Origin of the sequence: Barnesiella sp. An22, from assembly GCF_963931395.1 — a bacterium.
In the GTDB taxonomy this organism is placed as follows: domain Bacteria; phylum Bacteroidota; class Bacteroidia; order Bacteroidales; family Barnesiellaceae; genus Barnesiella; species Barnesiella merdigallinarum.
Genome location: NZ_OZ007014.1, coordinates 1,945,620 through 1,959,978, shown reverse-complemented (window position 1 = coordinate 1,959,978; position 14,359 = coordinate 1,945,620). Strand labels below are relative to the sequence as shown.

At 49.6% G+C, this 14,359-nt stretch carries 12 protein-coding genes; 3 read left to right on the top strand and 9 right to left on the bottom strand.

Features of this window, described 5'->3' with window-relative positions; all coding sequences use genetic code 11:
* The first annotated feature begins 219 nt into the window (after positions 1-219).
* The 3 genes from carA (at position 220) to ABGT88_RS08045 (ending at position 5,253) form a co-directional block, all read left to right on the top strand.
* Complete coding sequence (gene carA, locus ABGT88_RS08055) at positions 220-1,290, top strand: glutamine-hydrolyzing carbamoyl-phosphate synthase small subunit (protein ID WP_087407470.1); 1,071 nt, start codon at positions 220-222, stop codon at positions 1,288-1,290.
* Between the two features lie 19 nt (positions 1,291-1,309).
* Positions 1,310-4,558 (top strand): carbamoyl-phosphate synthase (glutamine-hydrolyzing) large subunit, encoded by a 3,249-nt coding sequence (gene carB, locus ABGT88_RS08050; RefSeq protein ID WP_087407471.1) that lies wholly within the window; start codon positions 1,310-1,312, stop codon positions 4,556-4,558.
* A gap of 182 nt (positions 4,559-4,740) precedes the next feature.
* Entirely contained in the window at positions 4,741-5,253 is a 513-nt protein-coding gene (locus ABGT88_RS08045) for a hypothetical protein (RefSeq protein ID WP_346701446.1), read from the top strand.
* Positions 5,254-5,263: 10 nt separating this feature from the next.
* On the opposite strand, the gene ABGT88_RS08040 is transcribed toward ABGT88_RS08045, so the two are convergent.
* The 9 genes from ABGT88_RS08040 to ABGT88_RS08000 form a co-directional block, all read right to left on the bottom strand.
* A complete protein-coding gene (locus tag ABGT88_RS08040; RefSeq protein ID WP_298664140.1) occupies positions 5,264-5,623 on the bottom strand; it encodes a YbaN family protein in 360 nt (119 codons plus the stop codon).
* Positions 5,624-5,829: 206 nt separating this feature from the next.
* Complete coding sequence (locus tag ABGT88_RS08035; protein WP_346701444.1) at positions 5,830-8,229, bottom strand: TonB-dependent receptor; 2,400 nt, start codon at positions 8,227-8,229, stop codon at positions 5,830-5,832.
* Between the two features lie 14 nt (positions 8,230-8,243).
* Entirely contained in the window at positions 8,244-9,005 is a 762-nt protein-coding gene (locus tag ABGT88_RS08030) for a helix-turn-helix domain-containing protein (RefSeq protein ID WP_346701442.1), read from the bottom strand.
* 233 nt (positions 9,006-9,238) lie between these two features.
* Positions 9,239-10,876, bottom strand: a complete 1,638-nt coding sequence (gene groL, locus ABGT88_RS08025; RefSeq protein ID WP_087407473.1) for a chaperonin GroEL — start codon at positions 10,874-10,876, stop codon at positions 9,239-9,241.
* 37 nt (positions 10,877-10,913) lie between these two features.
* On the bottom strand, positions 10,914-11,183 hold the full coding sequence (locus tag ABGT88_RS08020; protein ID WP_087407474.1) for a co-chaperone GroES: 270 nt from the start codon (positions 11,181-11,183) through the stop codon (positions 10,914-10,916).
* A gap of 201 nt (positions 11,184-11,384) precedes the next feature.
* The gene (locus ABGT88_RS08015) at positions 11,385-12,494 is read right to left on the bottom strand and encodes a universal stress protein (RefSeq protein ID WP_087407475.1); all 1,110 of its coding nucleotides are present in this window, start codon (positions 12,492-12,494) and stop codon (positions 11,385-11,387) included.
* Between the two features lie 25 nt (positions 12,495-12,519).
* Positions 12,520-12,780: a DNA-binding protein gene (locus tag ABGT88_RS08010; protein ID WP_087407476.1), complete on the bottom strand. Its 261-nt coding sequence runs from the start codon at positions 12,778-12,780 to the stop codon at positions 12,520-12,522.
* A gap of 117 nt (positions 12,781-12,897) precedes the next feature.
* Positions 12,898-13,584 carry a phosphatase PAP2 family protein gene (locus tag ABGT88_RS08005; RefSeq protein WP_087407477.1) on the bottom strand — a complete coding sequence of 229 codons (687 nt, stop codon included), beginning with the start codon at positions 13,582-13,584 and terminating at the stop codon, positions 12,898-12,900.
* Positions 13,585-13,597: 13 nt separating this feature from the next.
* Positions 13,598-14,347 (bottom strand): tetratricopeptide repeat protein, encoded by a 750-nt coding sequence (locus ABGT88_RS08000; protein WP_346701438.1) that lies wholly within the window; start codon positions 14,345-14,347, stop codon positions 13,598-13,600.
* Between the last annotated feature and the right edge of the window lie 12 nt (positions 14,348-14,359).

The window sequence follows — 14,359 nt, the reverse complement described above, 5'->3', positions numbered from 1 at the left end:
AGTATAAATATTGTATAAATACATTTATATATTATAAAAACAGCAACACATTTAACTACCCTCCCGTACAGCCGATGCACAGTTCGAAAATTTATTTTTACAATCTGGCGGTAAAACCTGCGGAATAGGGATTTTTTTCCTATCTTTGCATGGTTTTCACGATAGAAATCCACCCTACTTACTTAAGCTAATTACTAATACATATATAATTCTATCGTAATGCAAACAACAAAAAAGGCTTCTCTAATCCTGGATGATGGTACCGTATTCGTCGGGAAATCATTTGGCTACGAAAAACCTGTTGCCGGCGAGGTCGTCTTCAACACCGCAATGATGGGCTATCCCGAAAGCCTGACCGACCCCTCCTACTCCGGACAAATCTTAGTGACCACCTACCCGCTTATCGGAAATTACGGAGTGCCTCGGCGTGAAGAGGTAAATGGATTGTCACGATTCTACGAATCGGAAAAAATCCACGTCGAAGCACTGGTCGTATCGGACTACTCGTTTGAATACAGCCACTGGAATGCCGCCAAGAGTTTGGCCGACTGGCTGAAGGAAGAAGAGATTGTGGGTATCTACGACATCGACACCCGCGAGTTGACCAAGCGATTGAGAGAGCACGGCTCCATGAAAGGCAAAATCGTAATCGAAGGCGGCGACGACATCGAGTTCGTAGACCCCAACCTTACCAATCTGGTAGCCAAGGTGAGCTGCAAAGAGGTGATTCGCTATGGAAACGGCGATAAGAAAGTGGTGCTGGTCGACTGCGGCGTGAAGCACAACATCATCCGCTGCCTGCTCAAGCGCAACGTGACCGTCATTCGCGTGCCCTGGGACTACGACTTCAACACGCTCGAGTACGACGGCCTGTTCATCTCGAACGGCCCGGGCGACCCCGACATGTGCGGCATTACCGTAGACCACATACGCCAGGCCATGAACGGCACGAAACCCATTTTCGGCATCTGCATGGGCAACCAACTGCTGTCGAAAGCCGGAGGGGCCCGCACCTACAAACTCAAATACGGACACCGCAGCCACAACCAACCGGTGCGCCAGGTGGGCACAAACCGCTGCTTCATTACCTCGCAGAACCATGGCTTTGCCGTAGACAACTCGACTCTGGGAGCCGACTGGGAACCGCTCTTCATCAACATGAACGACGGCACCAACGAAGGGATACGTCACAAATCGAAACCCTACTTCTCGGCCCAGTTCCACCCCGAGGCTGCCAGCGGTCCTACCGACACCGAGTTCTTGTTCGACGAATTTGTAAAACTGTTGTAAACCCGGAAATACCATACCTATGAACCAAGAAGAGATTAAAAAAATAAAGAAAGTATTGCTGTTAGGCTCCGGAGCCTTGAAAATAGGTGAAGCCGGTGAATTTGACTATTCCGGGTCGCAGGCCTTGAAAGCCCTCAAAGAGGAAGGCATCACGACGGTTTTGATCAACCCCAACATCGCCACGGTACAAACCTCGGAGGGTGTGGCCGACAAGATTTACTTCCTGCCGGTTACCCCCTACTTCGTCGAGCGGGTTATCCAAAAGGAGCAACCCGACGGCATCCTGCTGGCCTTCGGCGGACAAACGGCTCTCAACTGCGGTGTGCAGCTCTATCAGGCCGGCACGCTCGAGAAATATAACGTGAAGGTATTGGGTACGCCGGTACAGGCCATCATGGATACCGAAGACCGCGAACTCTTCGTCAAAAAACTCGACGAAATCGATGTCAAGACCATCAAGAGCGAGGCCGTCAACTCGATAGAAGATGCAGTTCAGGCTGCCGCCGAGCTGGGCTACCCCATCATCATCCGGGCTGCCTATGCGCTGGGTGGATTGGGCAGCGGTTTCTGCGACAACGAAGAGGAGCTGCGGTTGAAAGCCGAAAAGGCGCTGTCGTTCTCGCCCCAGATTCTGGTAGAGAAATCGCTCAAAGGCTGGAAAGAGATTGAATACGAGGTGGTGCGCGACCGCTACGACAACTGCATCACGGTATGTAACATGGAGAACTTCGACCCGCTGGGTATCCACACGGGCGAAAGTATCGTGGTGGCTCCGTCGCAAACACTCACCAACAGCGAATATCACAAATTGCGCGAACTGGCTATCCGCATTATCCGCCACATCGGCATCGTGGGCGAGTGTAACGTGCAGTATGCCTTCGACCCCAAGTCGGAAGACTACCGGGTAATCGAGGTAAATGCCCGTCTGAGCCGCTCGTCGGCCCTCGCCTCGAAAGCTACGGGTTATCCGTTGGCCTTCGTGGCTGCCAAACTGGGTTTGGGCTATGGCCTGTTCGACCTGAAAAACTCGGTCACCAAAGAGACCAGCGCCTTCTTCGAGCCGGCTCTCGACTACATTGTCTGCAAAATACCCCGTTGGGACCTGGGCAAATTCCAGGGCGTAGACCGCGAGCTGGGCTCCAGCATGAAATCGGTCGGCGAGGTAATGGCCATCGGCCGCACCTTCGAGGAGGCTATCCAGAAAGGTCTGCGCATGATTGGTCAGGGCATGCACGGCTTCGTGGAGAACAAGGAACTGGTTATTCCCAATATCGACAAGTCGCTGCACGAACCTACCGACAAACGTATCTTTGTCATCAGCAAGGCCATGCGCGCCGGTTATACGGTAGACCAGATACATGAACTGACCAAAATAGACTGCTGGTTCCTGCAAAAACTGATGAATATCGTGCGCACGGCTCACGACTTGGAAGAGCTCGACGAGTCGATTACCCGCGCCGAGAATCCCCAGGAATACTACGACCTCATGCGTCGGGCCAAGATACAGGGCTTCTCCGATTTCCAGATTGCCCGCGCCATCTGGAAGGAAAAGATGGAAGACTGCCACATGCAGTGGGTGCGCCAGTTCCGTAAATCGCTCGGCATCGTCCCCGTGGTGAAACAGATCGACACGCTGGCCGCCGAGTATCCGGCACAGACCAACTATCTGTACCTGACCTACAGTGGCATCGCCAACGATGTGAAATATCTGGGCGACCACAAGTCGATTGTGGTACTGGGTTCGGGTGCTTACCGCATAGGCTCTTCGGTTGAGTTCGACTGGTGCGGCGTACAGGCCCTGAATACCATTCGCAAAGAGGGCTACCGCAGTGTAATGATCAACTACAACCCCGAAACGGTATCGACCGACTACGACATGTGCGACCGCCTCTACTTCGACGAGCTGACCTTCGAGAGGGTGATGGATATTCTCGAGCTCGAGAATCCTCACGGCGTAATTCTCTCGACCGGCGGACAGATTCCCAACAACCTGGCCACGCGCCTCGACGAGCAGCACGTGAGCATATTGGGCACGACGGCCGACAGCATAGACCACGCCGAAGACCGACACAAATTCTCGTCGATGCTCGACTCGCTGGGTATCGACCAGCCGCGCTGGCGCGAGCTGACCTCGCTGGCCGACATCTACGACTTCGTGAAAGAGGTGGGTTACCCCGTGCTGGTTCGGCCCTCGTATGTGCTCTCGGGTGCTGCGATGAACGTCTGCTCGAACAACGCCGAGCTGGAACAGTTTCTGCAACTGGCCGCCAACGTATCGAAGAAACACCCGGTCGTAGTGAGCGAGTTTATCCAGCACGCCAAAGAGATCGAGATGGATGCCGTGGCCCGCAATGGCGAAATCATCATCTACGCCATCTCGGAGCACATCGAGTTTGCCGGTGTACACTCGGGCGACGCCACCATACAGTTCCCGCCGCAAAAGCTCTATGTCGAGACCGTGCGACGCATCAAGAAGGTGGCCGGGCAGATAGCCCAGGCGCTCAATATATCGGGTCCCTTCAACATCCAGTTCCTGGCCAAGAACAACGACATCAAGGTAATCGAGTGTAACCTGCGTGCCTCGCGCAGCTTCCCGTTCGTTTCGAAGGTTTTGAAAATCAACTTTATCGAACTGGCCACGAAGGTGATGATGGGGTTGCCGGTAGAGAAACCGGGCAAAAACGAGTTCGACCTCGACTACGTGGGCATCAAGGCTTCGCAGTTCTCCTTCTCCCGTCTGCAGAAAGCCGACCCCGTACTGGGTGTCGACATGGCATCGACCGGCGAGGTAGGCTGTCTGGGACTCGATACCAGCGAAGCCATCTTGAAAGCCATGCTCTCGGTCGGTTACCAGATTCCGAAGAAGAACATCCTGCTCTCGACCGGTAGCGCCAAACAGAAAGCCGACATGCTCGAGGCGGCCCAACTCTTGCACGAGAAGGGATACAGCCTCTTTGCCACGGGCGGAACCCATCAGTTCCTCACCGACAACGGTATTCCGGCCGTGAAGGTATACTGGCCCAGCGAGAGCGACCACGAACCTCAGGCCCTGGAGATGCTGCACAACAAGCAGATAGACCTGGTGGTGAACATTCCCAAGAACCTGACGCAGAAAGAGCTCGACAATGGCTACAAGATACGCCGTGCCGCCATCGACTTCAATATCCCGCTCATCACAAACGCCCGATTGGCTTCGGCCTTTATCGAAGCCTTCTGCAGCCTGAATATCGACGATATTCAAATCAAGAGCTGGGACGAATACAAGTAATGTAAGAAAACTCTGAACCGTATAAAAGCGTGGTCTTCAATCGGGAAGGCCGCGCTTTTTTATTATCCCTTTTTTTGTATAAAACGAATAAATTCTTATCTTTATGCTCATGATTCAGAGGAATCGTTTCACACTCTTCCTTGAAGAGTCAATACCTTAATCAAATACAACACGGTAACAAAATGAGAAAGTTTATTTATGCCGCGACACTGTTGCTCGCCTTCGTAACAGTCAAGGTGAATGCACAAGATTTCATGGACCGGGTACACTTCGAATTCTCTGCCGGAACAGGAATGGAGAATAAAGGGATAAGGCCTGTTGACTTTTCCTTCAAATCTCAGGTAGAGTTTGTCTCTCTCGCCTATCTCTTTGTTACCGTGGAAGACAACATCTCCCTGTACAATGATGAAGGGATAAAAACCTATTATAATGGAGTCAGCATAGGCGGTGGTCTGGGGGTAAAACTGCTTGACCGCGTGAAAAGCATCCATGCCCTCGATATACGGGCCAAGGCATTGAGCAGTGTAGGCTGCCCCTCGTGGAAACGATCGAGCTATGATGTATCGTTGGCCTGGTATCTCAAGTCGTACAGGTTCTCGCCTGTCGTCGAGTTGGGTTACCGGTTTATTGATTCGCACACTTCGGGGCTCGACAACTGCGGGAATGTCTTCCTCTCCATCGGATTCAGATATTGACAACGGTTGTTTATTTGCGGGTCTTGTACGAAAGAATATGCCACGACAGGGCCACGGCCAGCAGCACGAAGAGCAAAGCGAGCCACCACACCCGGGCCACAAACAGGGCACAGTAGAGCAGCGTAATCCACACCAGCGATACCGAGATGACCTTCACCCGCAGCGGTATGGCCTTGTGCTCGAGGAAGTCGCTGATATAGGGTCCCAGCCGCTTGTGATTCAAAAGCCATTGGTACAACCGAGGCGAACTGCGCAGCCACAGGGCGGCCGACAGCAACAGAAAGGGCGTGGTAGGCAACAGTGGCAGGAATATACCGGCTACACCCAAGCCGAGAGATAGTCCGCCTAAAAAGATATAGATAGCTTTCACGGTGCAAAAATACAACAAAACCCGAAGCCGGAAAGAATAGCCGAGAGAAAACCTGCACGAACCGATAACCGATTGCTCGGGGTGCAGCGTTCCTCAAAACGGGATACCCCTCTCCTGCTCCACAACCTTATAAACAAGCAAGAGGGAGAATCTGTTGGCTCCATTGTCCTCAGACTCTCCCCCACCTTCATCGGTTTTCAGTCGTATCAATTTCTGTTCAAGATTCCGGAATCCTTATCCCGGTTCTGCATTTTCAATTTCACGCCCGATTCAGACTGGCCAAATGAGAAGTTATAAACGAGATTGACATATACCATATTGGCATTGTTGACGATTCTTTCGGTTTCCGTCCGTCGCAGAAGCGATGTTCCAGATACGGATGAGACCTGTTTCCAAGAGTCATAGAACGGGTATCTTATACCACCGGTGAGGGTCAGGTTTTTAATGGGTTTATAAGAGAACTCTACCGATGCCATACTGGGTATATTTCTCGTCGTCTGTCCGATAAGGGATTTCTTCTGAGTTTGATAGAACACCTGCAATCCCCATTGACGATAGGCAAGATATACCGAGGGTATGATGGAATAGCCCGTATGGTCCCATTTCGAGGCGCCCCATTTATTTATCTGATGGAACACTTCGGAGTAGAGTCTCAACCTGAACATATTGTTGGCGAATGGATACCACTGTAAAAAAAGGCTGACTTTCATGTTCTGTGCATCATCCAGATTCCCGAATGTTTCGATGATGTTTGTATGATCCGATTGGAAAATCGGGGCGATAGCATCTTTTGTATATGAATACCCCACTTCTGCATTGATTACCAACTTCTTGAACCCTTTGAAATAGGAGACTGAAAAATCGTGGTTGTTGCTTGGCGTCAAACGGGGGTTCCCGACAAAGATGTAATTGGGATCTTTATAATATGGATTATAAGTCAACGAAGAGACTGACGGGTTTTCGGTATTTATTTCATAATTGAACATCAGGTCGGAGCTCGGGTCTATGAAATACCCCAATTTCACCTGAGGACGGAAATAGGTGAAGTTGTAGGTCTTGTTTTCGATGGTGGTAAATATGTTGTTGTTTACACCAGCGCTGATGCTGTAATTGAATCTGTCGCCCCACATGCCGGTTATTCCCAGATAGGAATAGATCTCATGGGCCGTTATCTTGTTGTTCGACGGCAAGTTGTTCTGAATGCTGTTGTTGTACATGTATCGGGCCCCTGCATACAGATTCGCCGTTTTCATTTTGTAGGTATACAACACTTCTCCAATAACCGAATACTTGTCGGTATGTATTACCGTCGCCGTTTCAAAATCGGGTTCTGCTTCCTGTAATTCCTGATACTCATAATCATAGTCCGATTTGTAGTATGTACCGACGAGATTCACAATAAGCTCGTGTTTGGAACCGAACGATTTACTGAAATACATATCCATGACCGGACTGATGTATTTGTCTTTATCCTGACTCTCCCCTGTTTTATGGGATTCCTTGCCGTCCACGCTTGACAGAATGTCCTGCACCGATGACCGTCTGCGATTCAATGAGTTGAAGGAGAGTTTTGCACTGAACAGATAGTTGTCTGCTTTTGCATTGTTGAAGCTGATTTCGGCCATCTGCTGCTCATAAGCATACGGGCTGTTGCGCCCGCTCTTTCTCTTTTCAAAATCTGTTCCGCCGACGGAATAGGCCATTTCTTCGTCCAGCACCCTTTTGTTGTAGTTCCTGTAATTGATATTGTATGTCACACCAATCTGCGAATGGTCCCAGTTGTATTTGAAGTTGACGACATTGTTGCCAAATCCTGTGGTCACGGCATTCTGAGTATTGACACCGACCGACCCTCCATTCTGTTTTTCCCGGGTCACCACATTGATTACAGCCCCCAGCCCCATGTTGGAGTATTGGACGGGCGGTTGGGTGTAATAGTCGATTTTGGCAATATCCTCAGGCGATATGACAGACAAGTCTATCGGCGTTGATAGTATGCCATTGATCAGAATCTTCACGGCCTTGCCATCTACCGACGAAACACTTTGGTCAAGAACTTGAATCTTGGGCAGGAACTCCAACGCCGACAATGCACTGCTGTATCGACTCTTTTCGGCTGAGGTCAGTCTATACTCCTTCTTATCGGCAAACCGTTTTACCAGGCTGGCAGACACGACTACCTCGTCCAAATCGAGGGGCCGTTCTTTCAGGATAATAAGCCCGACACCTGTATTCCCGGCTACCGCGATTTCCGTAGAGTAATCTTCATAACCTAAAAAAGAGATGTTCAATATATATTTACCATCGGCTATCTTCTCCAGTTCGAATTGCCCGTTCCGATTGGTTGTGCCCCTTTTACGGCTTGATGTATCATGCTCCTGATACAGCCTCACCGAGGCGCCTGCAACAGGACTGTTCACCGAATCTACGACCACACCTCTTACCCAACCTTGTGCCCAAGCCGATACCGAAAACAGTATTCCTAAAAGAGTCGCAACGATTGTTCTCACCTTCTTCATAATTTGCCGTTTTTTGCTGACAAATATATGAGCAAGGCGATAAAAGGCCGTTATAAAAGAGCTGACATTTGGCTGACATTTAGCCAACAATATGCTGATAATCAGCTCTTCTCCGTTTTGAGCACATAAAAATGCCCCTTTTCTGCCTCAATCTTCACATTACATGCTTTTCCCAAAACCGGCTTTATCCGGCGAACCAATGTATAAAGAGTATCGCGAGCATCTTCTTTCCCGGGCCAAAGCGTGTGACATATCTCTTCCACCGACAATCGATGACCGTCTGCCGCTATAAACATCTGCATCAACCGATGCTGCATTGGAGTGAAATATATCTCCTGCCTCTTCTCATCCCAAAAACGATTTGAAGATTTGGAAAAATGCAATGTCCCTACGGTTATTGTTTCCGGCTCAACCGAATAACAGTCAAGCGATTTCGTTCTCAAATACATCAGTGAGAATGCGCCCCATATCAAACTGAGGAGAAACAGGATAGAGGGAATCTTTTGTTCCGACATGCCAAATATCGCAGCCTTCGAACAATTAGGATAGGCTCGGATATACAACCGCTCGTCACCCACCTTGTAACTCATCGTATCGCTGCAAAAGGTCACATTGCTGGGGGCCTCTGTACAAATCGACAGATAAGAGGTCTCTCTCAACTCGTCTATTTTCAATTTAGACCTGAAAACCCTCAATGTATCGACCGTAATGTGGTCGGCGTTTTTATCTAAAATAGTTTGTGCCAAAGCCTGATTTACATCTGCTATAATATTCTCTTTGGTGGTTGCATAATTTCCAAAGCCTAACACGAGAGACGGAAGCATCAATGAGAAAAAAACTACAATGGCTGTTATCGGTTTCATATTGTCCTTTTTCATGAGGTATTAGCATTTACAAATATAGGAAAAGTCGAAAGTAGAAAAACAAGCTCGCTTGATTTTTTATGCTGAGACGCACCCTATATTCTACAAATATAGAGAATATCGTCATCAAATACCTGCATGCCACGAGCAATTTTATTGGCTCGTCGACACAAAAAAAAGGGAGCACTCACTTGGAGTACTCCCTGTTATAGGATGTCGGAAGAATTGCGGGATTACATCATGCCGCCCATTCCACCCATACCGGCAGCCGGCATGGCAGGAGCAGGATTCTCTTCCTTCTTATCGGCGATTACACATTCGGTAGTCAAGAACATACCGGCGATAGAAGCGGCGTTCTCAAGAGCTACACGAGTTACTTTGGCAGGGTCGATTACACCGGCTGCGAAGAAGTTTTCGTAAGAATCGGTGCGGGCGTTGTAACCGAAGTCGCCTTTACCGTCTTTTACGCGTTGTACCACTACGGCACCTTCTACACCAGCGTTAGCGGTAATCTGACGCAACGGCTCTTCGATGGCACGTTTTACGATTTCGATACCGGTAGTCTCGTCTTCGTTAGCACCTTTCAAGCCATCCAAGGCGGGGATACAACGGATGTAGGCAACACCACCACCCGGTACGATACCTTCGGCTATAGCAGCTCTCGTTGCGCTCAAGGCATCGTCTACACGGTCTTTCTTCTCTTTCATTTCTACTTCAGAAGCGGCACCGATATAGAGAACGGCAACACCACCAGCCAATTTGGCCAGACGCTCTTGCAGTTTCTCACGATCGTAGTCGGAGGTAGTCGTTTCGATTTGAGCCTTGATTTGAGCTACACGAGCGGCGATAGACTCTTTGCTGCCCATACCATTGACGATAGTCGTGTTCTCTTTGTTTACGGTAACCTTCTCGGCACGACCCAACATTTCGATAGTGGTCGATTCGAGTTTCAAACCTTTCTCTTCGGAGATAACGACACCACCGGTCAATACGGCAATATCTTCGAGCATCTCTTTACGACGGTCGCCAAAGCCAGGAGCCTTCACGGCACATACCTTGAGCGAACCACGCAAGCGGTTTACAACCAGTGTAGCCAGAGCCTCGCTGTCTACATCCTCGGCAATGATGAGCAGAGGACGACCCGTCTGTGCGGTAGCTTCGAGTACGGGAAGCATATCTTTCAGAACCGAAATCTTCTTGTCGTAAATCAAGATGTAAGGCGTATCCATTTCGCACTCCATCTTCTCGGTGTTGGTTACGAAATAGGGCGAAATGTAACCGCGGTCGAACTGCATGCCTTCTACAATATCGACAGTCGTGTCGGTACCTTTGGCCTCTTCGACGGTGATGACACCCTCTTTCTTAACCTTCTTCATGGCCTCGGCGATGAGTTGGCCTATTTCGCTATCGTTGTTGGCCGAGATGCGGGCAACCGATTCGATTTTCTCGAAGTCGTCGCCAACCTCTTGAGCCTGCTCTCTGATGCCTTCTACCACTTTGGCCACGGCTTTGTCGATACCACGTTTCAAATCCATGGGGTTGGCACCGGCAGCCACGTTCTTAAGACCTACGTTTACGATAGCCTGAGCCAATACGGTAGCCGTAGTCGTACCGTCGCCGGCATCGTCGCCCGTCTTCGAGGCAACCTCTTTAACCAACTGGGCACCCATGTTCTGGAACGGGTCTTCCAGTTCAACCTCTTTGGCAACCGTCACACCATCTTTCGTGATGTGGGGAGCACCGAATTTTTTCTCGATGATGACGTTGCGGCCTTTAGGACCCAGGGTGACTTTAACGGCATTAGCCAACTCGTCTACACCTTTTTTCAGCTCTTCGCGAGCCTGAATATTGAATTTAATTTCTTTAGCCATAGTTCTTTTTCCTTCTAAAAATTAAACATGAAACGCATTAAAGGATAGCCAAAATATCCGACTGTCTCATAATCAGATATTTCTCGCCGTCCAGTTCGATTTCGGTGCCCGCATATTTGCCGTACAAAACGGTATCACCGGGTTTAACTACCATTTCCTCGTCTTTGGTACCATTGCCGATGGCTATTACTTCACCTTTGAGGGGTTTTTCTTTGGCCGAATCAGGGATAATAATACCGCCGATTGTTTTCTCTTCTGCAGGAGCTGGAAGCACCAATACTCTGTCTGCTAACGGTTTAATTGTCATGGTTGTTTATTTTAGTTATACTTTTATTTTTGTATTTTTATCTGTACAAGAAGTGCAGACACTGGTGATACAGCCAATTTCATGCCAAACGATATATTGGCTCGAAATATGACAAAACGTCACCTTTGCGTATAACTCGAAGTGAATGAAAACTGACAAAGATTCCTGTCGGCCCGGAGTGCCTCGAGGCTACAACCCGAATCAAGAGGGTATGGCGATAAGCGGAGTATCGGTGTGGAACAGCATCTTATGGGCGATACTGGGGTTGAAGAGGCGGGCAAAGATGTTGCGCTTGCGGTTGGGCACCACCATGACATCGATCGATGCCTCCTGGAACAGGCGCTCTACGTTATCGAGGAAATTCTCCTCGCCGAGTATCTTGTAGTCGATTTCCCGACCGGGATAATGCGACTGACAGTAGTCGCGTATGCCGGCCAGCTTTATCTCGGTCCAGGCATCGCTTTTCTCGGTCAAATGGAAGAACCGTATCCCGAACGAATAGTTCTGGAACAGGCGCATGAAGGTGTCGAGCGAGATTAAATCCTGCTGGTCGAAGTTGGTAAAGAAGGCCACATTCTTAATATCACTCACATGGGTATGCGTGAATCCCTCGGGTATGGCAAACACCGGAAAATTGCCGTTGTCTACCACTTCGGCCGTAACGCTTCCTATCAGGTCTATCTCCTTTCGGGTCTTTCCCCTTGACCCCATAACAATGAGCGACGGGTTCAACTCTTTTGCCATCAGGATGATCGTATCTTCAGGCACCCCTTCACATACCCTATATATAAAGGGGACCTGAGGGATGGCGCCCTCGACCATCAACTGGTGCAACTTTTCACAAAAGGATGTCATCTCACGATTGGCCTTTGCAAATAATAGTTTATGTTCTTCACTTTCTTTCAATTCATGACTGATCGTCTCGGCCAACGAGAGAGACCCCATGGAGAAAGGAGACAAGAAGGTATGAAGCAATACGACTTCGGCCTGATGGGCCTCCGCAAAATCGAATCCCAGCCGACAGGCCAACAACGAATAGTCGGAGAAATCGATCGGGATAAGGATTCGGTTTTTCTGCGGTTTTTCCGAGACTTCCGATTTACCGAAAACCGGATCGGTCTCTAAAATCTCGAGGGCGTGAGGCAAATCTTTTTCGTGGATTCGCACTCGCACCCCCGGAGAAATGACTGGTTTCAACAGATTGACATTCTGAATGGCGACGGCTATACCCTGGCTCTCCAAAATGCCCTTTAAGATGAGAGCCTTCGGATAAGTGTGAATGGCCAGTGTGATTAAGCGGTCTTTCTTCATGGTCGATCTGTTTCTTTAGTATGATTTATTTCTTATTGTTTTCTTCTTCCAGAATACGGATAGCCATATCGTAGATTTGGGTATTATCGAGAACAACGATACCTCCGTCGGGACCCGGTTCGATATGAAGACCACAATTTTTCCCAAATGAATAATTGGTTCCTCCAAAATAGTTACGCACGGTTTGGGTGGTAACATTCAACTCGTCGGCTATTCTATGCATGGAACCATCGGGCAAACTGTCTTTGATGCGACGAAGTTCGTTAAATGTGATTGTCTTAGTCATAAGGGTAATGGTTTTTTATGGTTAATTATTCGGTTAATTGTACTCTTTTGAATACGCAATAAATTTAAGTTCTATTTTCTTTATTTCCAAATTTTGCAGCCAAAATTTTGCGGGCTTTCAAAAATAGATTGCGACGAGTGCATAGACCGAGATAGCTACCACGCTCAAATAGATGACCGTAGTCGCAATCGCAATACCGGGGTCTTTACAGTAAGGCGACTGCCGTTGTGGCAAGCGGTGCCGCTGCCACAGCATGTAGCGGACTCTCTTCCACATTATATATATGAGTAAGGCAATGACGACACCGGCTATCGTACCGGCCAGAATGTCGCCTGGATAGTGTACCCCCAGATAGATGCGCGAGTAGCAGTTGACGGCTGCCCACGCAAGGCCGGTTATGGTAAAAAGCCGGTTGCGGAATATCAGCGCCAGCAACACCACGGCTCCGAAACTGTTGGCGGCATGGCTCGAGATGAAGCCGTAGCGCCCTCCTCTGTACCCGTTTACAATCTGTACAAGAGGTGAGAAGTCGGGGTCTTGTGCCGGCCTGAACCGGGCGAAATAGGGCTTGCACAGGGTCGAGGCAAACTGGTCGCAGAGGGTGATGGTGAGCGCCAGGGCAACCACGACGAGGGTAGCCTCTTTCCAGTTCTTCCGGAACAGCACAAAGAGCAGGGCGACTATGAGGGGTGCCCATGTGAGACGCCCCGTGTATATCCACATGAAATGATCCCAAAAGGGTGTGTGGGTATGGTTCAAAAACAGGAAGACCGTTTTATCCCACTCGATTAACTGTTCCAGCACTTCTGTCTTTCGTTTAAATGATTTCTATGGACGACGACGGCAGCCACCCGCGGTTGCCATCGCTTATCTTCACCTCGTACCAGTCGCTCACCTTGTCCAAAATCACCACCTTGGTTCCTTCGTGCAGCACAAAAAGGTCGGTACCGCCCTCCGATGGCGAACTCTTGGCCGGTACCGTAGCAGCAAACACGATAGCTTCGCTGCGGCGTTCCATCTTGTCGCTCAAGCCCCAGGCAAACCAGTTGGCCATGATGGCGACAAGCAGTATGACGATACCGCCGAAGAAACCTATCTTCTTCAACCGTACCGACCGCGTGAAGAGGTAGAGATAGCAACCGCCCAGGAAGAGGAAGAAGGCGACGATACCGATGACAGCCCACGTGTTGGACGACAGGAAGCTGCGCATCGAGTCGATCCACACCGCGAGGAAGAAACGCCCCACGGGGTCTATCTTGTCGACAATGTGCGTGTTGGCCATGTCGAGGTTGAAACGGGCATCCTCGTTACCGGGGTTCAGCAACAGCGCCCGCTCGTAGTTCAGAATAGCCTTGGCAAACTCGTTGTGCTTGTAGTAAGCATTGCCCAGGTTGTAGTAGAGGTCGGACGACACGCCCTGCTCCCGGGCCGTCTGCTCATAGAGTTCGATAGCCTTGATGTAGTCCTCCTGAGCATAGGCTTCGTTGGCCTGTTGCAGGGTCTCCTGGCCAAACATCGTCGTCACGCCGGCGACGACAAAGAGCATGTATATGATTATCTTTTTCATCTTCGTTGTGTT